Source organism: Cupriavidus sp. PET2-C1 (assembly GCF_054515855.1).
Genome location: NZ_CM137260.1, coordinates 1,631,334 through 1,655,215 on the forward strand (window position 1 = coordinate 1,631,334; position 23,882 = coordinate 1,655,215).

A 23,882-nucleotide genomic window follows, 5' to 3' on the forward strand; every position below is an offset into this window, starting at 1 on the left:
GGGTAGTGGGCGATTATACCAACTCCGGCCATGGGCACGGCCGCCAGCCGAAGAAGGGGGCTGGAGGGGGGATGCCGTGCAGGCCACCGCCAGCGCCGCCGTGCCTGGCGCTGGCCTGGCACGCGCGGCACCGCCTTCAGATTGGCGGGGCGAGCGCCTATTTAACGCGCGGGCCGGCGCGGCGGCGCTCCATCACGAATTTGCCGCGCCTTGGGTCGTAGCATGCCATTTCGACGTAATTAGCGTCGTTTAGCGAGTTGTTACTGCATTCTCCGGCACCCGCGCCACTTGCCGCGGCCTGTGCGGCCAGGGCACGCTCGGCCTCGGCGGCGACGCGCATGCGGCGCAGGTCGGCCAGCACGGACGGCGAGATGCGATCGAGCAGACGGCTGGACCTTAGCTTGTTCATGGCGGCCTTCCTCGAAGGGATGGCGCCAGTGTAGGCCCGTGGTACGGCCGTTTAATGTGCTCTGGACCACGCACCGGTGTATTTTCTTGCGCCGTGGCTGGCGCGCGAGCCACTCCGGTGCCGCCGGCCGGCAGGCAGGGGGGCGCTCAGAACCCCAGCGGATAGCCGTCCTTGCGATGGTCCGAAGCCGCCGCGTAGCCATCCTCCAGGCGCATCGCGATCTGCGCGCCGCCGAATTCGAGGTTGCCCCGCGGCGCCACGTCCACCTTGTGGCCGCGCGCACGCAAGCCTTCCACGGTGGCGGCCGGGCAATTCCACTCCACCGCGATGGTGGCGTTGTCGTCCAGCACGCGCCAGCGAGGCGCATCGCACGCGGCCTGCGGATTCTGGCCAAAATCCGCGAGCCGGCTGGTCATTTGCAGGTGGCCTTGCGCCTGCATCGAGCCGCCCATCACGCCGAAGCTGGCCAGCGGCGCGCCCTTGCGCATCAGAAAGCCGGGGATGATGGTGTGGAACGGCCGCTTGCCAGGGCCCACCTGGTTGGGGTGGCCCGGCTTGAGGTTGAAGCCCCAGCCACGGTTATGCAGCGCGATGCCGGTGCCGGGCACGACCACGCCGGAGCCGAAGCCTTTGAAGTTGGACTGGATGTACGACACCATCATGCCGTTGCGGTCCGCCGTGGTCAGGTACACGGTGCCGCCGCTGTGGGGCTTGCCCGGGCCGGCCGCCGCCGCGCGCTCGGGGTCGATGGCCTTGGCGCGGCTGGCCAGGTAGCCGCGATCGAGCAGGTGGGCGGCCTGCACCTCGGTCATTGCCGACTGGTCGCCCACGTACTCGTGCAGATCGGCAAACGCCAGCTTCATGGCTTCCACCTGCGCATGGATAGCGGCGGCGGAGTCCACGCCCATCGCCGCGACATCGAAATGCTCCAGCATGCCCAGCGCCATCAGCGCGCCGATGCCCTGCCCGTTCGGGCCGATTTCGAACAACTCCAGGTCGCGATAGGCCATGCTGATCGGCTGGACCCAGTCCGCGCGATGGGCAGCGAGGTCGGCCTCGGTGATCAGGCCGCCGGTGGCGCGCGCATGCGCGGCGATGCGGCCGGCCAGCTCACCGTGATAGAAGTCGTCGCCCTTGGTCTCGGCGATGCGCGCCAGCGTTTGTGCCTGGCCTGTGCAGATGAAGCGCTCGCCCGGCAGCGGCGCGCGGCCGTTCGGCGCGAAGGCGTCGGCAAAGCCCGGCTTGTCGATCAGCACGGGCACCTGCGCCTGCCACTGGCGGTGCACGGTGTGCGAGACCAGGAACCCGTTGCGCGCGTATTCCAGCGCGGGCTCGAAGAGCTCGGCAAACGGCAGGCTGCCGAATTTTTCCCACGTGGCGCGCCAGCCGGAAACGGCGCCCGGCACGGTCACGGTATCCCAGCCGTTGAGCGGCATGCTGGCGTAGCGCGAGAAATACTCGGGCGTCCACGCCGCCGGTGCCCGTCCACTGGCGTTCAGGCCGTGCAGTTCCTTGCCGTCCCAGATCAGCGCAAAGGCATCGCCGCCGATCCCGTTCATGCACGGCTCGACCACGGTCAGCGCGATCGCCGTGGCCAGCGCCGCGTCCACGGCATTGCCGCCACGGGCCAGCATGCGCAGGCCTGCCGCGGCCGCCAGCGGCTGCGAGGTGGCCACCACGTTGTCGGCCAGCACGGGCACGCGTTGCGAGGGATAAGGGAAATTCCAGAAATTGGTCATGGCTTTGCGAGACTCCAAGGGTTGGGGAATCTGGCCAGCGGCTTGCACGGCAGCGCCGGCCAGATGCGTTTGTGTTTTGTTCTTGCGCGGCGGCTACTCGATCTTGACGTTGGCCGCGCGCGCCACCTTCTCCCACGCGCGCATCTCGTCGCCGATCATGCGGCCGAACGGCTCGGGCGCGGTGTACTTGATCTGCACGCCCTGCGCTTCCATGGCCGTGGCCAGCTCCGGCGAGGCCAACACCGCCTTCATCGCGGCGGAAAGCTGCTTGAGCACCTGGGGCGGCGTGCCCTTGGGCGCAACCAGGCCGAACAGGTTGTCGGCACGGAAGTCCCGGATGCCAGCCTCGGTCACCGTCTGGGCATCGGGCAAGGAACCCAGGCGGTGATCGGACGCCACCGCCAGCAACCGCAGCTTGCCGGATTTCACGTGCGGCAGGGCCGAGGGAATGCTGTCGAACATCATGCTCGCCCGGCCAGCCATCAGGTCCGGCAGCGCGAAGGCGCTGCCCTTGTAGGGCACGTGCACCACGTCCACGCCGGTACGCAGCTTGAACAGCTCCGACTCCAGGTGCGACAACGTGCCGGAGCCTTGCGAGGCGAAGTTGTACTTGCCGGGAGACGCCTTGAGCAGGCTGACCAGCTCAGGCACCGAATGCACCGGCAACGAGGCCGGCACCACCAGGATATGCGGCACGGTGCCGATGCCGGCAATGGGCACGAAATCGCGGGCGAGGCTGGCGGGCTGGTTGCTATACGTTGCAGCCGCAATGGCGGCATTGCTGACGGCGGCCAGGTAAAGCGTATAGCCATCGGGCGCGGCCTTGGCCGCGAAGCTCATGCCGATGGCCCCGCCGGCGCCGGGGCGGTTGTCCACCACCACCGGTTGCTTGAGCACGGTGGACAGGCGCTGGCCCACCGCGCGCGCCAGCACATCGGTGGCGCCGGACGGCGGGAAGGACAGCACCAGCTGGACCGCGTGGTCAGGGTAGTCCGCTGCGGCGGCTGGCGTGGTGGTGGCAGCGGCGCCCGCGGCCAGCGCCAGCAGCAGGCCAGCTTGTGCCCGCTTGCCCCCACGGAAGAGACGGGCTGGCCCCTGCAACGGGCGGGTACGGTAAAGCGACGGGATAAACATGATCAGGGTAGCTCCGGATAGCGTCGAAGACGTTAACTGCCGAGGTAGAGTCGGAACGTTCCGGGGCGCAGCCGCTTTGGCTGCCGGCTTGTTTGCGCGCCCCTGTCATGCTGGATCTGGCTTCGCCTTGGGGCGATATTGACTGACGGGAAGCGCAGATTTTAGGCGCGCCCGGCGGCCACCGGAATGCGGATCGGCCATAGAGCTATGCGAAAATGGAATACACATTGCGGCCACGGCCTGGCGCCCTTGCCAGGCCAGGCTGGCGGCAAGCTTTCCCTCACCGTTCCGACGCTTCCGAAGGCACATCCCATGCAGCTGAAATGGATCGACGACCTGCTGGTCCTGGAGAAGACGCGCAGCTTCTCGCGCGCCGCCGAGTTGCGGCATATCACGCAGTCGGCGTTGTCGCGGCGCATCCGTTCGCTGGAAGACTGGGCGGGCGCGGTGCTGGTTGACCGCAACACCTTCCCCATGGACCTGACCCCGGCCGGCAAGACCTTCTGCACCAGCGGGCGCGAGGCACTCACGCTGCTGATGGAGGCACGTGCCACGCTGCGCCAGGAAAGCCGCATGCCGGGCAAGGCCATCCAGATCGCCGCCGGGCATACCTTGTCGCTGACCTTCCTGCCGGGCTGGCTCAAGGCATGCCAGAAGCGCTACGGCCAGTTCAATGCCCGGGTCGTGGCCGCCAACGTGCTCGAAGCCGTGGTGGCGCTGTCGGAGGGCAACTGCGACCTGATGCTGGGCTACAACCATGCGCGGGTGCCAGTCTCGCTGGACCCGGACAAGTTCCGCAGCCTCACGGTCGGGCACGACGTGCTGATGCCGCTGTGCGCGCCCAATGCGCGCGGCGCCCCGCTGTTCCCGCTGGGCAGCAGTGGCGCCAAACCGATTCCCCACCTGGCCTACACGGCCAGCACCACGCTTGGCCGCATCGTCGAGGTGATTCTCGAAGACGCGCCGCCACGCCGCGCGCTGGAGCGTTGCTATGAGGCCGACATGGCAATCCTGCTGATGAAGATGGCCAGCGAGGGCCATGGCGTGGCCTGGCTGCCGCGCACCACCGCTGCCGATGCGCTCGCGGCAGGCACGCTGGTGCCGGCGGGAGACGCCGCGTGGTGCTCGGCATTCGATATCTGCGCGTATCGCGCCACCCATGCCAGCAACCCTACCCTGCTGGCGCTCTGGGAGGTGCTGGAGCGGCAGGCGCAATAACGCGCATCGCCGCACCGCTCGCTGCGCCGCGTCACCTATGCTGTAAAGGCTTGAGAACCGCTGCGGGAGCACCGACACCATGGGCCTTCTTGGCATCCTGCTGGCCCTTGGCCTGCTGATCTGGCTGGCCTACCGGGGCTGGAGCATCCTGCTGCTGGCGCCGGCGGCGTCGCTGCTGGCCGCGGCCACGGCCGGCGAGCCCCTGCTGGCGCACTGGACCCAGACCTTCATGGGCAGCGCCGCGGGCTTCCTTGCCCAGTTCTTCCCGTTGTTCCTGCTCGGCGCGCTGTTCGGCAAACTGATGGACGACAGCGGCTGCGTCAACGCCATCGCCGCATGGATGACGCTCAAGCTCGGTCCCTCGCGCGCCATCCTGGCGGTGGTGCTGGCCGGCGCGCTGGTCACCTACGGCGGCGTCAGCCTGTTCGTGGCCTTCTTCGTGCTGGCGCCGATGGCGCAAGCGCTGTTCGCCGCCGCGCAGATCCCGCGCCGGCTGATGCCGGCGGCGATCGCGCTGGGCACCTCCACCTTCACCATGTCCGCCCTGCCCGGCACCCCGGCCATCCAGAACGCGATCCCGATGCCGTTCTTCGGCACCACGCCGTTTGCCGCGCCGGGCCTGGGCGTGCTGGCGTCCGCCATCATGCTGGCCTTCGGGCTGTGGTGGCTCGCGCGCGTGGAGCGCGGCGCGCGCCGCGCAGGAGAAGGCTTTGGCGACGAGGCGCTGGAATCCGCCGACCGTGCCGCCGGCGATGAACTGGTGCGCGAGCGCGCCACGGTAGCCAATGCGTTCGATCCCGCCGAAGCGCGCCACGGCGCGCGCAGCGCCGAATGGCCGGCAGCGTGGAGCGCGTTCCTGCCCTTGGTGATGGTGGTGGCCGTGAACCTGGCGATGAGCTTGCTGGTGTTGCCCCGCTGGAACGCGAGCTACCTGGCCAACGAGCGCTGGGGCGGCACCAGCCTGGCGGCGCTGGGGGGCGTATGGTCGGTGCTGGTGGCGCTGGCAGCGGCCATCCTCTGCCTGCTGGCATTGCACCGCAAGCGCCTGGGCAAGCTGCGCGAGAGCATGGACGCGGGCGCCAATGCCGCCGTGCTGCCGGCAATCAGCGTGGCCAGCCTGGTGGGCTTTGGCTCGGTGGTGGCTGCCCTGCCTGCCTTTGCACTGGTGCGCGAATGGGTGTTGTCGATCGAGGGCGGTCCGCTGGTATCGCTGGCGGTGGCCACCAATGTGCTCGCCGCGCTGACCGGCTCGGCTTCGGGCGGGCTGACCATCGCCCTGCAGGCGCTGGGCGGCACTTACCTGCAGCTATCGGCGGTGACGGGCATCGACCCGGCCCTGATGCACAGGGTCGCCGTGATTGGCGCTGGCACACTGGACAGCCTGCCGCACAACGGCGCGGTGGTGACGCTGCTGGCGGTTTGCGGCACCACGCATCGCGAAAGCTATCGCGATATCGTGGTGGTTGGCATCATCGGCCCGATCGCGGCGCTGGCGGCGGTCATCGCGCTCGGCAGCGCCTTCGGCTCGTTCTAGGCAGGTTCCGGGCGCGCGCCTTGCCTCAGGTGGCTCAGGTGGCTCAGGTGGCTCAGATGGCTCAGATGGCTCAGATGCCTCAGGTGCCGGAAGCGACAGTCACAAACACGGGGTTCGAATAGAACCACAGGTCGTTGTAGTTGCGCGCGTTGATGGCATTGAAGCGCGGCGTGTTCTCCGTCAGGTCCGTCTTCAGGTCGGGCAGCGGGTTGCCGTTGGCGGTCTCGCCCGGCACGTTCATGCCAAGATTGGTGCCGCGCAGCCGGAAGTACTGGCTCTTGGCCGCGTTGAAGGTGTAGGTCACCGTGTTGTAGCCGTCCTTGTCCAGCTTCCAGTCAGCCTTGGTGAAGGTGGCGATGACCTTGGTGGAGTCGTTGGTGTCCTTGCTGTAGCCCGGCGTGCCAGGCAAGGCGCGCGGCGTGACGTCGCCAGCGATCAGGTCGATGTGGTCCACCGTGGGCTTGACGTTGACGTTGGCGCCGCTGTCCAGCGGATACTCGAAGTTGTTGCGGTCCGGGCTCTTGAAGCGGATGGTCACGGTCACGCTGTCGCCGGCGCGGGCCTTGAGCTCACCGCCCATCTCGCGCTTGGTGCCGCTTGCGGCCACGTTGAAGTCCAGCGCGTTGATGAGATCGCCAAATACCGAGAACGCCTTGCCGGCACGCAGGCCATTGCATACGCGAAGCCTCGCTTAATGCGCGCGTCATGCAAATCGGCTAGGGGGGGGAGAGAAGAAAGCGTCACTGCAGCGAAGGGCGATGGCCGTTGCGGCAAGCACTATAGTGAAGACTGTTTCCACGCCGCCAGAAGGATGCCGCATGAACGCCAGCCACTATCGCGCCACCGCCCTGAAGATCCTGATCGCCGCGCTGCTACCGGTGGCAGCCGCGCATGCGCAGCTCGGGGACCTGCTCAAAGGCGCCACGCAGGGCGGCACCGAGAGTTCGTCCGGTGGCCTGAGCGGCCTGGGCAGCGGCCTGGGCGGAATGAGTGGAATGCCCTCGCTGCAATCGCTGAGTTCGGGCAGCACCGGCAATGTCGCCGGGATCCTGGAGTTCTGCGTGAAGAACAACTACCTTGGCGGCGCCAGCGGCGCCGCCTCGGTCAAAGACAAGCTGCTGGGCAAGGTCGGCGGTAACGCGCCCACGTCGGACGCCGGCTACACCAGCGGCGCCAAGGGCATCCTGAGCAGCAGCGATGGCAAGCAGTTCGACCTGAGCGGCGGCGGCCTCAAGGAGCAGGTCACCAAGCAGGTCTGCGACAAGATCCTCGCGCAGGGCAAATCGCTGCTGTAGGGCCAGGCGCGCCGAGCGCCCGGTCAGCGCTCAACGCTCAGGCGGGCGACAGGCGGAAGGCCGACACGGCATGGTGCAGCGCGCCGGCCTGGTCTTCCAGCGACGTGGCGGCCGCGCTCGCCTGCTCCACCAGCGCCGCGTTCTGCTGCGTCATCTGGTCCATCTGCGCGACCGCGCGATTGACCTCCTCGATGCCGGTGCGCTGCTCCGCGGTGGCCGAGGCGATGCCGTCCATGATCGATGTCACGCGGCCGACCGCGTTGACGATCTCGGCCATGGTCTGCCCGGCCTGCTCCACCAGTGCCGAGCCGCTATCGACCTGGCCCACCGACTCGACGATCAGCGTCTTGATTTCCTTGGCCGCACCCGCGCTGCGCTGCGCCAGGTTGCGCACCTCGCCAGCCACCACCGCAAACCCGCGTCCTTGCTCGCCGGCGCGCGCGGCTTCCACCGCGGCGTTAAGCGCCAGGATATTGGTCTGGAAAGCAATGCCGTCGATCACGCCGATGATGTCGTTGATCTTGCGCGAGCTGGCGGTGATGCCGCGCATCTTGTCCACCACCTGGCTGACCACGCTGCCGCCCTGCTGCGCGATCTGCGAGGCGTCGGACACATACTGGCTGGCCTCCTTGGCGTTGTCGGCATTCTGGCGCACCGTCGCGGTGATCTGCTCCATGCTGGCGGCAGTCTGCTGCAGCGAGGCCGCCTGCTGCTCGGTGCGGCTCGACAGGTCGCTATTGCCCGAAGCGATCTCCTGGGCCGCCGAGGTGATGGAATCGGCCGATTGCTGGATGCCCGCCACCGTGCCGGCGAGCTGGTCGCGCATATGGCCAATGGCGTACATCAGGCTGGAGCGGTCGTCCGGGTGGGTTTCGACCCGCGCCGTGAGGTCGCCGCTGGCCATGCGCAAGGCAAGGGCCGCGGCGGTAGCGGGCTCGCCGCCCACCGAGCTCTGGATGCTGCGGATCAGCAGCGTGGCCACCGCGGAAATCACGATGCCCAGCAGCACCAGCAGCCCCAGCGATTGATAGAGCGAGGCGCGGAACTGCGCTTGCACGTCATCCATATACGTGCCGGCGACCAGGTCCCAGCCCCACGGCTTGAAGCGCGCCACGTAGCCGATCTTGGGGCTGGGCTGGTCGCTGCCCGGCTTGGGCCACCAGTAGTCCAGGTGGCCCGCGCCGTCGGCCGACGCGCCGCGGGCCGCGATATCGGCGTACAAGGCGTTGCCCTTGGCGTCCTTGAAGTCACTCATGTTCTTGCCGTTGAGCTTGGCGTTGATGGGATGCATCAACAGCACGGAATCCGCGCCGACGATGGTGATGTAGCCATCCTTGCCATAACGCTGCGCGGCGACGCGGGCCGTGGCCTGGGCCTTGGCATCGGCCTCGGACATCTTGCCCTGGCGCGCCTGCTCGGCATAGTCGCGCACCAGCGAGAGCGACATGTCGACGATATTAGCCAGCTCGCTGCGGCGATCGGCCATTTGCAGCTGGCGGGTCTGGAAGGCATGCATCACGGTCAGCAACAGCAGGCCGAGCCAGGCCAGCACAAGGGGAATCCACAGCTTTTTTCGCAGGGTCAGACGATTCATGGCATTCGCTTCTCGGGGCAATCGCCAGTCATGCAGGAGGCATGCGGCATCTCCGGATATCGGAGCCGGGCTCGCCTTCTTTAGCGAAAGGCGCGGCAGGACGGCACGAAAGGCCGCGAAGCGCAGAAAATGTCGCATGAAGCACCAAAATGGCGACAGGTTGCGCCAGGCTGAAACACCCGCGCACCCGCACGGTGCAAAGAAAACGCCTGCCATCCGCCCCCGAAAGCAGCGCAAATACGGCTACAATGCGCCTCGCATTCCACGCAGTAATTGCAATTGACTTGCAATTACCTAGCAAGTGGACTGCCAAGGGTTCGAAGGTGCCTCCGGCGCGCAGCGCGCGGCGGGGGTTAAACGGGAAACAGGTGCGCCGCCGGCCATGCCGCGGCTAATCCTGTGCTGCCCCCGCAACGGTCAGCAGGTACAAAGGTGTCACGCCGCGCCAACAGGCCGCGGCAGCCACTGCGCATCATCGCGCGGGAAGGCGGCACCCCGGACGCGCCCCAGCGGCAGGCGTCCCCCTGCAAGCCCGGATACCGGCCTTCGACCGATCACCGGGGCTGCGGACGGGCGGCCAGGCGTGAGACGGCTGGCCACGCGCCTGGCCGTCACTGCGCGCTCGTCCGCGGCTGGTTCGTTTATTGCCGCCGGGCGGGGTCGCCCACGGCCAATGATGGAAAGCTCATGTCCGCGCGCCCTCGCATTGCCCGTACCGCCTCATCGGCGGCCGTCACGCCACGAAAACGTCGTCATGCGCCCAAGCCGCGCCAGCTCGCGCACCGTTGCGCGCTCGCGCTATCGCTGGGGGCCTTCGCCGGCCTCGGCGCCGATGCCGCCTGGGCGGCGGACGATGCGCAACCTTCGGAGCGAGCGCAATCGCAGCCGTCGCGCGGCAGCACGATGCTACCGCCAGTGGTAGTCAGCAGCGCCTCGCAGCCGCCCGGGCTCGCGCTGTCCGAGCCCACCAGCACCGGCAGCCGCCTTGGCCTGACCCCGCTGGAAACGCCGGCTAGCGTGGAAGTCCTGTCCGGCGACACCATTCGCGAACGCGGCGATTGGTCGGTGCGCGAGGCCGTGACCCGCGCCACCGGCATCACGTCCAATGGCGCGCCCGGCAACGGCGGCACGGCGCTCGCGGCACGCGGCTTCGCTGGCCAAGGCTCGGTGATGCAGTTGTACGATGGCACGCGCCTCTACGTGGCCTCCGGCACCGTCACCTTCCCCTTCGATACCTGGTCCGTGGACCGCATCGAAGTGCTGCGCGGCGCGGCTTCCGTCATGGTTGGCGAAGGCGCCATCGGCGGCGTGGTCAACGTGATCCCCAAGAAGCCGATGCGCGCGCCGATCGCCAACGAGCTGCAGCTCACCGGCGGCACGCAAAAAACGGCACGCGCGGCGTTCGACAGCGGCGGCGCAGTCAACGAGACGCTCTCCTACCGCTTCAACGCGAGCTACAACCGCTCCGGCGGCTGGGTGGACCGGGGCGACTCGCGCAGCCTGGCGGTGTCGGCCGCGGTGCGGCTGGACGTATCGCCCGAGTTCAACCTGACGCTGTCCTATGACGATGCCGACCAGCACCCGATGCAATACCTGGGCACGCCGCTGGCGGGTGGCGGCCTGGACACCTCGCTGCGCAAGAAGAACTACAACGTTGGCGATGCCGACATCACCTACCGCGACCGCTGGACCCGGCTCGCGGCGCAGTGGCAGCCCAACGAGCGGGTCACGGTGCGCAACCAGTTCTATTACCTCACCAGCCAGCGCCACTGGCGCGACGCCGAGTCCTATACCTTCCTGCCCGCGACGGGCCAGGTGCGCCGCACCGACTACCTGGAGATCCTGCACGACCAGGAACAGGTGGGCGACCGCGCCGACCTGAAGATCGATGGCCAGCTGTTCGGCATGGCCAATACCGCCATGGTGGGGTTCGACGTCAACCGCATCAACTACACCAATAGCAGCAACTCGCCCTATGGCGGCGCATCCACGGTCAATGCCTACCAGTTCGACCCGGGCCAGTTCTTCAGCCCGCCGGGCATTGTCACGTCGCCGCGCTTTCGCACCCACACCACGCAAGCCGCGCTGTTTGGCGAGGACCGCCTCAAGCTGACCCGGCAATGGTCGGTGATTGGCGGCGTGCGGCTGGACCATGCCCAGCTGGAACGCGGCAACCTGCTCACGGGTGACGACTGGACCCGCAGCTTCAACAACGTCACGTGGCGCGCGGGCACGGTCTACGCATTCACGCCAGCCCTGTCGGTGTATGCGCAGTACGCCACCGCCACCGATCCGCTGAACGCACTGATCTCCACCTCGGACGCACAGAAGGATTTCAAGCTGGCCACCGGGCGGCAGATCGAAGCCGGAGTCAAGCAATCGTTCTGGAACCAGCGCGGCGAGTGGACTTTTACCGCCTACCAGATCGTCAAGAAGAACCTGCTGACACGCGACGCCAACAACCCGGCGTTGTCGGTGCAGGTGGGCGAGCAATCCTCGCGCGGGCTGGAGGCCTCGGTCAGCGTGGAACTCATGCGCGGGTTGCGGTTGGATGCCAACGGCACCGTGCTGCGCGCCCGCTTCGACAACTTCGCGGAAAGCGTGAACGGCGCGCTGGTCTCGCGCAATGGCAATGTGCCCACCAGCGTTGCGCAGCAGGCGGCCAACCTGTGGCTGACGTGGGCCTTCGCACCGCAGTGGCAGGCAGGCAGCGGCCTGCGCTACGTGGGCAAGCGCTACACCAACAACGCCAATACCACCACCATGCCGTCGTACACGGTGGTGGATGCCTCGCTGCAATGGCGCGTATCGCGCAAGACGGCGCTGACGCTGCGCGTGTACAACCTGTTCAACCGCGACTACGCCGAATCCTCCGGCAACAGCGGCAGCCAGTGGCTGCTGGGCCGGCCGCGCGCGGCCGAGCTGTCGGCCAACTTCTACTTCTAGGCCGGGCATGGCAAGCACCCCCCTGTCCTGGCGTGAAGCGTGCTGGCGCTTCACGCGCCGCTGGCTCTACCTGGTGCACCGCTGGGCCGGGATCGCGGGCTGCCTGCTGATCGCCATGTGGTTTCTCTCGGGACTGGTCATGATGTACGTGGCCTTTCCCGCGCTGACCGACGCCGAGCGCCACGCGGGGCTCCCGCCGCTGGACCTGCCCGGGGTAAGGATCACGCCGGATGCCGCAATGGCCAGCGCGGGCCTCACCCGCTTTCCGCGCATCCTGCGCCTGGAGATGATGGGCGCGCACCCGGTCTACCGGATGATCGACTGGAACGGCAAGCCTTACACCGTCTCCGCCCGCGACGCGGCCCGCATCGAGCAGGTGGACGGCGTCGCCGCGCAAGCCATCGCCCAGCGTTTCTCCGGTGCGGCGGGCGCGCGCTGGGTGGAAACCGCGGAGCGCGACCAGTGGACCGTGCCCAACGGGCTCAATCCCTGGCGGCCGCTGCATCGCATTGCGCTGGACGATGCGGCCGGCTCCGAGCTGTATGTGTCTGCCAGGACCGGCGAGGTGATGCGCGACACGAGCCGCGCCGAACGATTCTGGAACTGGCTCGGCTCGGTGCCGCACTGGCTGTACTTCACGCCGGTGCGGGCCGACCCGCCGCTATGGCGGCAGGTAGTGCTGTGGACCTCCGGCGCGTGCATTGCCGTGGCCGTCAGCGGCATCTGGATCGGCTGGCTGCGACTGCGCGTGCGGCGCCGGTTTGCGCACGGCAGCGTCCGCGGCACCTCGCCCTATCACGGCTGGATGGCCTGGCACCATATCGCCGGGCTGGCCGCATCGCTGTTCCTGCTGGCGTGGCTGGCCAGCGGCTGGCTTTCGGTCAACCCCAACCAGTGGTTTCCGGGACGGGCGTTTGCGCAGCCGGCGCTGGAACGCTACGCCGGAGCAACCCTGCCGCACTTCCCCGCCGGCGATGGCGCAACGCTGGCGGGCCTGCTGTCCAACACCGCGGGGCCCCCAAGGGAGATCAAGCTGGCCTGGCAGGCCGGCGTGCCGGTCATGCTGGTGGCGACCGCGGCCACGACGCAAGCCTATCGCGCCGACACCGGCGCGCCGCTGGCATTCTCGGCCGCGGCACTGGCCCAGGCAGCCGCGCGGCTGATGCCGGACGCCACCGTCGCCGGCCACGACCTGCAGCACGAGGATGACGCCTACTGGTACAGCCACCACCAGCCGCGCAAGCTGCCGGTGCTGCGCGTGCGCTTTGACGACGATCGCGCGACGTGGGCATACATCGACCCGGACACCGGCAACCTGCTGGGCCGCAGCGACCGCAGCCGCCGCGCCTACCGGTGGCTGTTCCATGCCGCGCACAGCTGGGACTTTGGCTGGCTAGTGCGCCATCGCCCGGCCTGGGACGCAACGGTCTGGTTGCTTTCGGTTGCCGGGCTGGTAGTCTGCGTCAGTGGCGTGGTGATTGGCTGGCGCAGGTTGTTCCGCGGGCGCCGCCGGCGGGCATGAGTCCCGGCCTGGCGTCCATCCACTCAGAATCCCCGATCTTTCACGGACCGCTCATGTTCCGCTTTCTAGCCAGCATCTTCAACGACCAGGACGCCGACGTGCGCCGCAAGGTCATTGCGCTCTACGTCTTCCTGATCGCCGCCAACGTGGGGGCATGGCTGTGGGCACTGGCAGCGTTCCGCGACCACCCCATGCTGCTGGCGTCCGCCGTGCTGGCCTACACGCTCGGCCTGCGCCACGCCGTTGACGCCGACCATATCGCCGCCATCGACAACGTCACGCGCAAGCTGATGCAGGAAGGCAAGCGTCCGGTGACGGTCGGCTTCTTCTTCTCGCTCGGCCACTCCACCGTGGTCACGCTGATGTCGATCGGCATCGCGGTTGCCGCCGCCGCGCTGCAGACACGCTTTGCCGACATGAAAGCCGTGGGCGGCATGATTGGCACGAGCGTCTCCGCGCTGTTCCTGTTCCTGCTGGCCTTCTTCAACCTGCTGATCCTGATCTCCGTGTGGCGCGCCTTCCGCGCGGTCAAGCGCGGCGAAGCGATCAAGGAGCAGGACCTGGACCTGCTGCTGAACAACCGCGGCGTGCTCTCGCGGCTGTTCCGCCCGCTGTTCCGGCTGGCCAGCCGCAGTTGGCACCTGTTCCCGATGGGGCTGCTGTTTGGCCTCGGCTTCGACACCGCGACCGAGGTCGCGCTGTTCGGCCTGTCCGCCGCCGAAGCCGCCAAGGGCGTGCCATTCTGGACCATCATGGTGTTCCCCGCGCTGTTTACCGCCGGCATGTCGCTGGTGGACACCACCGACGGCATCCTGATGCTGGGCGCCTACGGCTGGGCCTTCACCAAGCCGATCCGCAAGCTCTACTACAACATGACCATCACGCTGGTCTCGGTGGTGGTCGCGGTGGTCATCGGCGGCATCGAAGCACTCGGGCTGATCGCCGACAAGCTCGGGCTCGAAGGCGGGCTGTGGGATGTGATCGGCGCGCTTAACGCGCATTTCGGCATGCTCGGCTATGTGATCATCGGCGTGTTCGTGCTGAGCTGGCTGATCTCGATGGTGGTGTACCGGGTGCGGCGTTATGACGAAATCGAGGTGAGGATGGGGTGAAGGTATGGTGGAAGCGCGTGCCGCTCAATAAAGCTGTTGCGTCGGCCGCGAATCGGCATGCCCAAGAACCCCGCCCGCAATGCATGTCACCCAAGGCCCTGTCCAGCTACCGCTTCAGCAAAGGCGTGACGACCTGCTCCAGCCGCTCGGCCGTCCAGGCCGGGCTGGCATCATCCCAGCCGTTATCGGCGAGGATCCCCGCGCGGTCGATGGTGAAGTTCACTGGAAGACGCCAGACCCGGCCGTAGCCGCCCGCGTAGGCACTACCCAGCAGTCCTACCGGAAAGGCGAGACTGGCAGCCATCTTGCGCACATCGGCGAGCGAGTCCGGCGTGTCCAGGCTGAAGCCGAGCACGGTCAGCCCTTCGCGGGCGTGCGCCGCCGCATAGGTCGACAAGACAGGAAGCTCTGTGTGGCACGGGCCGCACCACGTCGCCCAGAACGTGAGTACGACTACCTGGCCATGCAGGTCCCGCGTATCGATGGTGCGCCCGTCGAGCGTGCGCAGCACCAGCGGTGGCGCAGGCCGCCCCACCGCCAGGCTCTCCGCGCTCGCCGATGCGTGCCAGCCAGCCAGCGATGGTCCGCAGGCAAGAGCGGCGGCCTTCCGGATCCAGTCGCGACGAGAGGAGGGATCAGAATGCATAGGACACCCCCAAGTTGCCAGTCCAGCGAGGGAAGAGCTGATATCCCTGAAGATTGCTATAGATTGACTTCTGCACAAAGGCGTACACGTGCACATGCTCGCTCACGGCGACGGTGACCCCGGGGCTCAGGTAGAGCACGCTACCGCCAGTACTGATGGTATCGGCGAGTGCGCCCTGGTCTGCGCTCTTGCGAGTGAAATTGAACTGTAGCTGGGGCACCACCTTTGGGTTGGCTACGTAGCGCAGGCCGGTGCTCACGGTCAGGAGATTGCCGGGACGATAGTCCGCATTGAAGTCGTGCAGGCGTTGCATCATCGCCGCCTGGAATTGGCCGTTGATGAACGCGTCGAAATTCTGGCTGACCGGCTGGTAATAGTACGCGCCAAGAATCAGGTCGGTGCTGCCGGTACCGGGCTGCAGGCTGGCGTCGAGCGCCTGGCCCGCAGCCGCATTCGGGCCTGACGAGAAGAACACCGGGCGGCGCCCCACGGTGGCGCCGGTGGCGACATTCTGGCCTCCGTAGGCGCCCGTGGGCAGCTTCACGCCAAGTTGCACACCCAGGTTTCGGGTGGGCAGGAAACCCTGGTAGGTGCCGATGAGCTTGATATCGCCCAGGCCACTGGCGGCCACACCACTCACGTTGTCCGGCGTGAGCTGGTCGGAAGTCGCGTTGCCGTACGTGGTGTGGCTGCGGTCAATGATGGGAACAATCGTGCTAAAGCTCCAACTACTATTCGGGCTGTAGCTCAGTCCCAGGTTGTAGTAACGGTTGATTGTCTGCTTCTCCACCTCCTGGTTGCCACCGGCGTCGTTGATTGCGGCAGCCTGCGTGGCGGGGACGGATCCTGTCCCATGGCGCAGTTGGTTCTGGTTGATGAAGCTGTAGTCGAAGCTGATGCGCCAGCCCGGCATTGTGGAGTAGCCCATGGCGGCATCGGCGCTGAGTGAGCAGCCGCAGGTGGCACAGGCGAACGCAAACGAGGGAAGCAGCAAGGCGGCACCCGCGGTGCCGGCGCGAAGGATCGGATTCATGGTGTTCAGGGCGATACGGGGGCGGACCGGTGGTCCGCCCGTGGCATGGGCGCGCGCCCGTATAGCGCGCGGGCGATCAGGCGAAGCCGATCATGCCAAGGGCGGCGCTCGGGCCGTCGCGCGAAGAATGCCCGGAGGCCGATAGGCATCCGGCTGCAACACCGGCCGCACAAGGCCAAGCTGTCTCAGGTGCGGCTGAAAGACAAACGGCGCGTGCGGTATGGCAACGGTGCTGCCGAGATCCGCGCAGACCAGGCAGCAAAGGGAATCGTCGAGGCTCTGGTGACTGCCAGGGGCGTCCTGATCGAGGGACGTTTGATCGTCTGCCGAGACGACACGTATGCCGCTCGCACTGCAGATCGAGTGATCTACCATCCCCCCGGCCGCTTGCCCGTGGGCCATCGTGGGCCATGGCGAGTGCAACGCCATGCCCAGCAACGCGAGCCAGAAGACGAGCCGACGGGTGAAGGACATGTTGCGCCGCGAAAATGGGTGGCCGATTATAGTGGCGAGCCGCCGCCTGAAAGAACGCTTTAGGCTTGATCCAGCTAGACGGGGGTGTGACACCGAGTCGCACCCACTGCCGCCGGATTCGCATTTGCGCCGGATGTCATCGCAAACGGCCCCCTGTCCATTCATGTAGTCAGCTTACGCCGCATCTCCCCGCACTCTGTACGCTATGCCACGCTGTTCTAAGAAGCCAGCACGACGTCGCCCGTCGCCGGCGCTTGGGGCATCGCGCTCAGCTGTGAACCGGCGCGATGAGATAGCTCCGTGTCCTAGGTCTGCTTTCGCACATACCGTGAGGGCTACTTGTGCTGACCGTGCGATAGAATCGACCGGCTGAATGTTGTATTTTGAGATTCCCCATGCCGATTCAACGCTTGTTCTCCCCCATCCGGATCACCGCGGGTGCCATCGCCCTGCTGTACGCCGCTGCCGCATGGTCGCACACGCATCTCCAGCAGCAAGCGCCCGCTGCCGACTCCACGCAGGCCGCGCCGCAGGAGGTGCGGCTCGACTTCTCCGAGCCTCTGGAAGGCGCACTCAGCAAGATCGAAGTGACGGATGGTGCCGGCAAGCGGGTCACGGCCAACAAGGCGGCCTTCAACGCGGCCGCCCCAAAAACGCTGCGCGTGCCGCTCGACAAGCTGGCTCCTGGCAACTACACGGTCGATTGGAACGTGGTGTCCATCGATGGACACCGCACCAAGGGTCGCTATCGCTTCACGGTTGAGTAATGGAAGACCTCGCAACCGCCTTGAGTTGGTGGCTAGGCGGTGGCGTGTCGGTGGTGCTTGCCGCCACACTCGGCGTCTGGTCACTGTCGCCGGCATTGCCTCCCGACTCGGCGCAGCGTTGGATGCGAAGCTGCCTGTTGCTATTGGCGTGCGTCTTCCTGGCTTACCTGCCGGCTTTTGCGCTGGCGCTGGCGGATGAGCCGGCCGGTGAACTCCTCCCCACGGTCTGGCTCGTGCTGCGGCATACGCATAACGGCGCCATGTGGTGGCTCGGCGCCGTCGCCTTGATCGCGGCCGGTATTGCCAGTTCACGAGAGTCGGCGGGACCGCCGGGGCGTTGGCCGCGTGGCGCCATGGCTGCCAGCCTGACGCTGTTCGTGGGCGCACGCGCTGCTACGGGTCATGCGGCCGAGGCTGGCACCTTCAGTGCGGCGGTACTCGTACATGTTGTCCACATTGCCGCTGGCTGCACATGGGCAGGGTGCGTGATGGTCTCCCAGGCAATACTACTGGGCCGGCCTGAAGCCAATGTGTTATGGCAGACGGCCTTCCTGCAACGGCTGTCACAGGTCGCCGCGCTGGCTCTGACCCTGGTTGTCGTGAGTGGCCTATTCAACGTATGGCGAATACTGGACGCAGCGCAAGTCTCATTCGGCGCCTATGAGCAACGATTGACGGTCAAACTGATTGTCGTGGGACTAGCCGCGGCCTTGGGCGCGTGGAACCGTTGGATTGCATTACCCCGCCTGCTGCAGGGCGATGCGTCCGCCCGAAAACCGTTCGCGCTTTGCCTGTCCGCCGAGGCTGTTCTGCTGGTGCTGGTACTTTTACTTGCGGCCAGGCTTGGCTCGACCATGCCATCCATGTAGTCGATGAGATGCCCACGCGGGAGCCGACGAACGTGTCCTGCGCCGCCGCCTGGCTAACTGTCCATCCGTGTTCGACGTAGTTGCCTAGATCGTCGATAATCGACGGACGAGCGCGAGGGCTTATTTGGAGTGGAACGGCTACAAGCGGCCTGTTAACTGATCCTCGCCTAAATTCGCGTGCCAGAGGGTAGTTACCGTAGCGGGAGATCTTGGTTGAAAATCGTTCTGATGAGACATGGAAAGCCTCAAATCGACAAGAAAAGCAAACTGAATGCAGCAGAGTTCGGCGTTTGGGTTGAGAAATACAATGCCGCCGGTATCGATACGAAATACCCACCTCCACAGATCGCAATTGAGCAAGCCGATCAATGCGCATTTACCGTGTGCAGCAACCTGGTGCGCTCGTTGGAGTCTGCGAGACTTCTGGGTGTCAAGCGTATAGGTGTTTGTGACTCCATGTTCCGGGAGATGGAGATGCCCCATGCAGCGTGGCACATCCCGAAACTCTCGCTACCACTGTGGTCGGTATTTTTTCGGCTTGCCTGGGCATTCGGATATTCAGAAAATGTAGAGCCATTCAAAGCGGCTAGAGAGAGAGCTTACCGCTGTGCCGAGCATCTGGTCGAGACGGCTTCCACTCACGGTGCGGTGTTGTTTGTTGGGCACGGCTCACTAAACTGGTTCATTGCCAGATATCTCAAAAAAATGGGGTGGTTGTGTTCGGGAAAATCACCCAGAAAGTATTGGGAACACACTGTTTTTCACTTCCGACAAAATAACAATGCTGCCTGCTAACCGGGGGTGTTCAGCACTTGCTGGCTAAAGCCTAGGATTCGTCCGGCGACGCGGCTATCGTTTCTTGGTATGACCTGCCCGCCCGCAAGTGTGGTGCATGTGCAGCATTGCCCGTCGGCGTCGAGGATGGTCGTTGCACCGCAGTGCGACCTGGAGGCCTACCTGGCTTCCGGAGACACGTTGTCGCGCCGATTGACCGCCAGTTGCAGCTGCGAGCGAGCGAGGAGCTTATGAAACGGCATGATGACAAACAAGTAGGCTCTTCCAAGGAGATTGTTGATTTTGACCAAGGTTGAAATCGTCACTTCCGATCCCTTCAGACTCGGTTTAATGCTTATCCAGATCCGAAAATCCAGATGCTTGTCGTCACCGCCGACGACGACTTCAGCGCCCGTACTTGAAATAATCGGAAACACGTCAATCTTCCCCAGTCCGCGATCGCTAAAGTCAATACTTGCCTTTAGTCCGAACGGCGCCACGATTCCGTTACGCAAGGCCATCAGACATCTGACCATGGGTGGCGGATCGGAGAACACGGCGCGCGCTGCTTGTTCGGCGTCGACGTAGGTTCGATCTGCCTGACCGGAATAAGCATCGGCGAAATCAATGCGTGACAATCCTGACGCACGAATTGCCGCCGTCGGCGTGGGAATCAGCAAGACTTTGTTTGTCATGAGTAAGCTCTGAAAATGTAGTGCGGTCAGAATCCTGAAAAAATACGGCTTCGATTTCCCTACTGTGGCGATTGTTTGCGGCCAACATAGTTCAACGACACCCCGGCGATGCAATGAATGACGCCAAGGGAAAAAATAATCCACGCCGTTGCGGTTACCATATTGATGTTCCTTGGTGGATCCACGGGTTGTCGGTCGACACCTTTGCGCCCAAGGCTCTGAGCATGTGGTTGAGGCCCAGGTAAGTCCGTTCAAAATACGGAACCTCGTCACGAAAACCGGTGATGTAGCGAGCGATCTTCCGCTGCTGCGGTGCCTCAAATGCGGGGTACGGCGATCGGGTTGCGAAGTCGAAGCGCGACGTGCGGAAAGGCGCGATCTGCCAAGCCTGCAACGGCGCCAATGCGGGCATCAATTCCCGCTCAAATTCGTCGGCCGACAAATTCGGCGAAATCATTGCAAAGCCGACATAGTTATGCCGCAACGCCTCGCAGTCGCCGCCGGGCCCGTGCCGCAGTACCGCGCACCATGCTTTCGCCACAGCTGCGGCAAAGTCGGGGGAAATCGTCTTGGTGCAGCCGAAGTCAACCACGCCGATTCGACCGTCCGCCAGGAAAAGGAAATTGCCGGGATGCGGATCGGCGTGCAAGCGCCGCCATACGAAGACGCTTTGCAAGAACCAATCGAATAGCAGTTGCCCAGCGCGATCGCGCGCCTGCTGTGTCGGGTTCGTGGCCAGCCAGGCATCCAGATGCAGGCCGTCAACCGCCTGCATTGTGAGCACGTGCCGAGTGCTGTGGCTCGCAATCGGTTGTGGGACAAATATCCCAGGTAACGACGCATGCGCGCCGAACCAACGCAATTGATCCGCTTCGTGTGTGTAATCGACTTCTTCGGCGAGTTTGGATTCAATGTCGGCCATGAACCGCTCGACGATTTCGCTGTCGGGCAGCAGATCAGTACTTCGCCGCAAGCCTTGCAATAGGGTGCGGATCATCCGCATATCGACGCCGATCGAGGTAGCGATGCCGGGATACTGTAGCTTCACGACCACCCGCTCGCCGCCGTGCAATTCCGCATGATGTACCTGCCCCAGGCTCGCAGCGGCAAAAGCCTGCGGGTCGAAGCGTTGGAAAAGCCGGTCGGCATCTCGAGAGAATTCTTGCCTGAAAACCCTGTGCACCAGCGCGCGATTGAGCGGCGTAGCCTGATGGAAACCGCGCGCCAGTTGCAGGCGCACGCCTTCCGGCAGCAATCCCGCCTCCATGCTCAGCAGTTGCGAAGTCTTCAGTGCCGTGCCCTTGAGCCGATTGAGCGCACGAAACAGGATTCGTCCTAACTCGGCTTCGTGCCGTGCCTGCTGCGCCTCGGAAGCTTCTTCGTCGGAGCGGTTGCGTGCGAGGTATCCCAGATGAACGATTCCAGCTTGCGCGACAGCCAGACCGGTGATCGTTCCCCTGGCAAGCGTGCCGGTGGAGAGTTTTTCGTTACGCGCCATGGCTAGCGGCTTTCGGATAACGCATGAGCGGACGAGCAAGCTGCACCAAGTCGAGCAAGGCCGAGCCGTTTTGCATCAGGCGCGCGAGTTGGCTGCGCAACAGGAAACCGGCCAGATCCGACAATTTGTTGAGCAAGCCGCTCTCCAGCGCCTGCACCAGCAACGCCAGCGTCAAATCGACCAAGCGGGTCGTGTCGGCAAGTTCGTCCGAGCTGTCGTTGAGCCAATACACGATCACCGCCAGCAAATAGTCCGCGAACAGGCCGCCGATAAGCGGCTTGAAGTCGCAAGGCGCAATGCCGCCGGCCGCTTCGGCGGCATCGAGAAAGGCGACAACCTGTTGCTTGATGGCGAGCTTTCCGGGCAGCGCGTCGCCCATCATCAGCGTCGGCGACTTGCCCACCAGCTCACGCGCGACAGCGACGAATTCACGATCGCCCAACAATATGTCCAGCAATGCGTCCACCAGGCGCTGCAAACGTTCTTGCAGCGTATAACTGGCAAAGCCCGTAGTGCCGAGGGTTGCGGCAATGGCATCGTTGATCGATTGTTCGAAATACCCCAGCACCAATTTTTCCTTGGTGGGGAAGTATTTGTAGATCGTGGCGTCGCCAATCCCAGCAGCGCGAGCTATCTGTTTCATGCTGGCGCTGTCGAAACCGTGTTCGGTCATCAAGTCGACTGTGGCTTGCAAGATCAGACGCTGAGTTTGTTGTTGCTTGGATTTTGTGGTCTTCATACGTACTTGCTATCCTTTACGAGCAAATATAGCACACGCAAACGATAGCAAGTATCTTTTCGAAATTTCAGACTCCAGATGCGCATCCGCCGAAGTCAGGCACCAAACTGCGACGGACGAATTGCCGCTTCTGTCGTAACAATACTGGGGTAACCCCTTCCGGCTACTCGATGAAATCGGTGGCTTCAGAGGAACCCTTCCACGCGTCGATGTCCTTCCCCACCGCCTCGGCCTTGCCTGCCGCGAGCTCGTTCGCGATCTTGCCCGCAAACAGGTGCAATGGCGGCGATTCGACGCTCGCGGCCTGGATGATCAGCAGCGCCAGCTTGTCCGGGTCTCCGGCCTGGTGGCCATGCAGGGTGCCGAGATGCAAGTCGAGCGAAGCCCTGGCCGCCGTGTACTGGTCAATCTGGCGCCTGGCTACCGCCAGCGCGCCGCTTGACAGAAAGTCGGTGCGCACCGGTCCCGGATAGACCACCGTCGCGTGGATGCCGAATTCGGCGACTTCCGCAGCCAGCGATTCCGTCAAGCCGGCCAGCGCGAACTTGCTCGCCACGTAGCTGCTCCAGCCGGCATAGCCGCCTTGGTAGCCGACAATGGACGCAATGTTGATGATGTGGCCGCCCCGCTGCTCGCGAAGATGCGGCAAGGCGTGCCGCAGCACGAGCAGCGGGGCAAAGAGGTTGACCTCGAAGTTCTGGCGAATCTCCTCGTCGGACAGCGCCTCGACGGTCCCTTGCTGCGCATAGCCGGCGTTGTTCACAATCACGTCGATCGAGCCAAACCTCTCTACGGTGCGCTCGATCGCATTGTGGACGCTATGGTCGTCGGTCAGATCCACCTCAAGGGGCAGGAATTTGTCGGATGCGTCACCGACCGCCTGTGCCAGTGAGCCAACAGTACGGGACGTTGCTGCCACGCGATGACCCTGTGCTAGCAGGTGCCTGACGAGCTTTTGACCGACGCCTTTCGATGCGCCGGTGACAAACCAGGTGCGGGATACTGGATTCATGATGATGCTCCTGTTGGGCTATTGATTAATGGATCAATGGATCAATGAACGAGATACGTTCAAGGCAGCGCGACGCTCATGCCGCCGTCTGCCATGACGACTGCGCCGACAATGAAACTGGCTTTCTCCGACGCCAGGAATGCAATGACTTCTGCAATTTCCTTCGGTTGCGCCGCGCGGCGGATGGGAGCCTTCTTGCCGTGTTCGGCCAGGAACGCCTGACCGTCCGCATGGATGTGATTGGTGATGTTGGTCACGACATCTCCGGCTCCCACTGCATTGACACGGATGCCGTGCTCGATCGCTTCGAGCGACAACGCGCGCGTCAGTTGCGCCAGTGCGCCCTTCGAGGCCGCATAGGCGGCGATGAGCGGGAATGCCTGGTAGCACGCGTAGGACCCGACGTTGACGATCGCGCCAGACCTGGCCCGCATCATCGCGCGCATCGCCTCACGCGAGAACAGAAATGCGCCCGTTGCGTTGACTGCCTGGATGCTGTTCCAGTCTTCAAGCGACATGTCGACAACGGGCTTGTTGATGATGATGGCGGCGTTGTTGACGAGAATGTCCAGCCTGCCAAACTGGTCGATGGCGGTCGATACAGCCCGTGCGGCGCTTTGCTCGCGCGCAACGTCGGCCACGAGCGGGACAATGCCGGGGCGAGCCAATGCCTCGACGTTGGCGCTGCGTCCAACGGCAATCACGTTGGCGCCCTGCGCATGCAGAAGTTCCGTGGTGGCCAGGCCGATGCCACTGGCGGCGCCGGTAACGATGGCGACCTTGCCTGCGAAGGCGCCGGTTGCTTCATTGCGTGACGTCATGATGCTCTCCTTGATAGGCTTGTGCGATGTGGCCCACGGGTTCCATGCGTT

General features: G+C 65.0%; 22 protein-coding genes and 1 riboswitch. Of the genes, 9 read left to right on the forward strand and 13 right to left on the reverse strand.

All coding sequences use genetic code 11. The annotated features are described in order from the left end of the window. Nucleotides 1-157: 157 nt before the first annotated feature. The 3 genes from ACX12D_RS27265 to ACX12D_RS27275 all read right to left on the reverse strand — a co-directional run bounded on the left by ACX12D_RS27265 (nucleotide 158) and on the right by ACX12D_RS27275 (nucleotide 3,282). Nucleotides 158-409 carry a hypothetical protein gene (locus ACX12D_RS27265; RefSeq protein WP_459374134.1) on the reverse strand — a complete coding sequence of 84 codons (252 nt, stop codon included), beginning with the start codon at nucleotides 407-409 and terminating at the stop codon, nucleotides 158-160. A gap of 146 nt (nucleotides 410-555) precedes the next feature. Then, nucleotides 556-2,148, reverse strand: a complete 1,593-nt coding sequence (locus ACX12D_RS27270; protein ID WP_459374135.1) for a gamma-glutamyltransferase family protein — start codon at nucleotides 2,146-2,148, stop codon at nucleotides 556-558. A gap of 93 nt (nucleotides 2,149-2,241) precedes the next feature. Beyond that, nucleotides 2,242-3,282 (reverse strand): Bug family tripartite tricarboxylate transporter substrate binding protein, encoded by a 1,041-nt coding sequence (locus ACX12D_RS27275; protein ID WP_459374136.1) that lies wholly within the window; start codon nucleotides 3,280-3,282, stop codon nucleotides 2,242-2,244. Nucleotides 3,283-3,594: 312 nt separating this feature from the next. On the opposite strand from ACX12D_RS27275, the gene ACX12D_RS27280 reads away from it, so the two are divergent. Beyond that, on the forward strand, nucleotides 3,595-4,500 hold the full coding sequence (locus ACX12D_RS27280) for a LysR substrate-binding domain-containing protein (RefSeq protein ID WP_441638311.1): 906 nt from the start codon (nucleotides 3,595-3,597) through the stop codon (nucleotides 4,498-4,500). A gap of 79 nt (nucleotides 4,501-4,579) precedes the next feature. Further along, complete coding sequence (locus tag ACX12D_RS27285; protein ID WP_459374137.1) at nucleotides 4,580-6,034, forward strand: GntP family permease; 1,455 nt, start codon at nucleotides 4,580-4,582, stop codon at nucleotides 6,032-6,034. A gap of 79 nt (nucleotides 6,035-6,113) precedes the next feature. On the opposite strand, the gene ACX12D_RS27290 is transcribed toward ACX12D_RS27285, so the two are convergent. Beyond that, the gene (locus ACX12D_RS27290; protein WP_459374138.1) at nucleotides 6,114-6,641 is read right to left on the reverse strand and encodes a hypothetical protein; all 528 of its coding nucleotides are present in this window, start codon (nucleotides 6,639-6,641) and stop codon (nucleotides 6,114-6,116) included. A gap of 211 nt (nucleotides 6,642-6,852) precedes the next feature. Between ACX12D_RS27290 and ACX12D_RS27295 the strand changes: the two genes are divergently transcribed. Then, nucleotides 6,853-7,329, forward strand: a complete 477-nt coding sequence (locus ACX12D_RS27295) for a YjjA family protein (protein WP_441638307.1) — start codon at nucleotides 6,853-6,855, stop codon at nucleotides 7,327-7,329. A gap of 37 nt (nucleotides 7,330-7,366) precedes the next feature. Here the strand turns inward: ACX12D_RS27295 and ACX12D_RS27300 are convergent, their stop codons facing one another. Beyond that, nucleotides 7,367-8,923: a methyl-accepting chemotaxis protein gene (locus tag ACX12D_RS27300; RefSeq protein WP_459374139.1), complete on the reverse strand. Its 1,557-nt coding sequence runs from the start codon at nucleotides 8,921-8,923 to the stop codon at nucleotides 7,367-7,369. Between the two features lie 304 nt (nucleotides 8,924-9,227). Further along, a riboswitch (cobalamin riboswitch) is annotated at nucleotides 9,228-9,485 on the forward strand. Between the two features lie 125 nt (nucleotides 9,486-9,610). Here ACX12D_RS27300 and ACX12D_RS27305 point away from each other — a divergent pair. From ACX12D_RS27305 to ACX12D_RS27315, 3 genes are read left to right on the forward strand one after another with little or no spacing between them, the layout of a single operon-like run. Beyond that, nucleotides 9,611-11,869: a TonB-dependent receptor gene (locus ACX12D_RS27305; protein WP_459374141.1), complete on the forward strand. Its 2,259-nt coding sequence runs from the start codon at nucleotides 9,611-9,613 to the stop codon at nucleotides 11,867-11,869. 7 nt (nucleotides 11,870-11,876) lie between these two features. Beyond that, complete coding sequence (locus tag ACX12D_RS27310; RefSeq protein ID WP_459374142.1) at nucleotides 11,877-13,391, forward strand: PepSY domain-containing protein; 1,515 nt, start codon at nucleotides 11,877-11,879, stop codon at nucleotides 13,389-13,391. Nucleotides 13,392-13,444: 53 nt separating this feature from the next. Further along, entirely contained in the window at nucleotides 13,445-14,503 is a 1,059-nt protein-coding gene (locus ACX12D_RS27315) for a HoxN/HupN/NixA family nickel/cobalt transporter (RefSeq protein WP_459374143.1), read from the forward strand. Between the two features lie 106 nt (nucleotides 14,504-14,609). On the opposite strand, the gene ACX12D_RS27320 is transcribed toward ACX12D_RS27315, so the two are convergent. The 3 genes from ACX12D_RS27320 to ACX12D_RS27330 all read right to left on the reverse strand — a co-directional run bounded on the left by ACX12D_RS27320 (nucleotide 14,610) and on the right by ACX12D_RS27330 (nucleotide 16,656). After that, nucleotides 14,610-15,149, reverse strand: a complete 540-nt coding sequence (locus ACX12D_RS27320; RefSeq protein WP_459374144.1) for a TlpA family protein disulfide reductase — start codon at nucleotides 15,147-15,149, stop codon at nucleotides 14,610-14,612. After that, a complete protein-coding gene (locus ACX12D_RS27325) occupies nucleotides 15,139-16,182 on the reverse strand; it encodes a transporter (protein WP_459374145.1) in 1,044 nt (347 codons plus the stop codon). The genes ACX12D_RS27320 and ACX12D_RS27325 overlap by 11 nt, the downstream gene beginning before the upstream one ends. Before the next feature lie 90 nt (nucleotides 16,183-16,272). Beyond that, nucleotides 16,273-16,656, reverse strand: a complete 384-nt coding sequence (locus ACX12D_RS27330) for a DUF2946 family protein (RefSeq protein WP_459374146.1) — start codon at nucleotides 16,654-16,656, stop codon at nucleotides 16,273-16,275. Nucleotides 16,657-17,051: 395 nt separating this feature from the next. Here ACX12D_RS27330 and copC point away from each other — a divergent pair, with 395 nt between their 5' ends. The 3 genes from copC (at nucleotide 17,052) to ACX12D_RS27345 (ending at nucleotide 19,087) form a co-directional block, all read left to right on the forward strand. Next, nucleotides 17,052-17,423 (forward strand): copper homeostasis periplasmic binding protein CopC, encoded by a 372-nt coding sequence (gene copC / locus ACX12D_RS27335; protein ID WP_459374147.1) that lies wholly within the window; start codon nucleotides 17,052-17,054, stop codon nucleotides 17,421-17,423. Continuing rightward, nucleotides 17,423-18,292 carry a CopD family protein gene (locus ACX12D_RS27340; RefSeq protein WP_459374148.1) on the forward strand — a complete coding sequence of 290 codons (870 nt, stop codon included), beginning with the start codon at nucleotides 17,423-17,425 and terminating at the stop codon, nucleotides 18,290-18,292. Before copC ends, ACX12D_RS27340 begins: the two co-directional genes overlap by 1 nt. Nucleotides 18,293-18,505: 213 nt before the next feature. Further along, nucleotides 18,506-19,087 (forward strand): histidine phosphatase family protein, encoded by a 582-nt coding sequence (locus ACX12D_RS27345; RefSeq protein WP_459374150.1) that lies wholly within the window; start codon nucleotides 18,506-18,508, stop codon nucleotides 19,085-19,087. 158 nt (nucleotides 19,088-19,245) lie between these two features. Here the strand turns inward: ACX12D_RS27345 and ACX12D_RS27350 are convergent, their stop codons facing one another. The 5 genes from ACX12D_RS27350 to ACX12D_RS27370 all read right to left on the reverse strand — a co-directional run bounded on the left by ACX12D_RS27350 (nucleotide 19,246) and on the right by ACX12D_RS27370 (nucleotide 23,831). Continuing rightward, nucleotides 19,246-19,761, reverse strand: a complete 516-nt coding sequence (locus ACX12D_RS27350; protein ID WP_459374152.1) for a DUF2867 domain-containing protein — start codon at nucleotides 19,759-19,761, stop codon at nucleotides 19,246-19,248. 154 nt (nucleotides 19,762-19,915) lie between these two features. Further along, nucleotides 19,916-21,259, reverse strand: coding sequence for an ABC1 kinase family protein (locus ACX12D_RS27355; protein WP_459374153.1), 1,344 nt, complete (start codon nucleotides 21,257-21,259; stop codon nucleotides 19,916-19,918). After that, a complete protein-coding gene (locus tag ACX12D_RS27360) occupies nucleotides 21,249-21,998 on the reverse strand; it encodes a TetR family transcriptional regulator (RefSeq protein WP_459374154.1) in 750 nt (249 codons plus the stop codon). Before ACX12D_RS27360 ends, ACX12D_RS27355 begins: the two co-directional genes overlap by 11 nt. Nucleotides 21,999-22,161: 163 nt before the next feature. After that, nucleotides 22,162-23,010, reverse strand: a complete 849-nt coding sequence (locus tag ACX12D_RS27365; protein ID WP_459374155.1) for an SDR family oxidoreductase — start codon at nucleotides 23,008-23,010, stop codon at nucleotides 22,162-22,164. 59 nt (nucleotides 23,011-23,069) lie between these two features. Further along, nucleotides 23,070-23,831 carry an SDR family NAD(P)-dependent oxidoreductase gene (locus ACX12D_RS27370; protein ID WP_459374156.1) on the reverse strand — a complete coding sequence of 254 codons (762 nt, stop codon included), beginning with the start codon at nucleotides 23,829-23,831 and terminating at the stop codon, nucleotides 23,070-23,072. Between the last annotated feature and the right edge of the window lie 51 nt (nucleotides 23,832-23,882).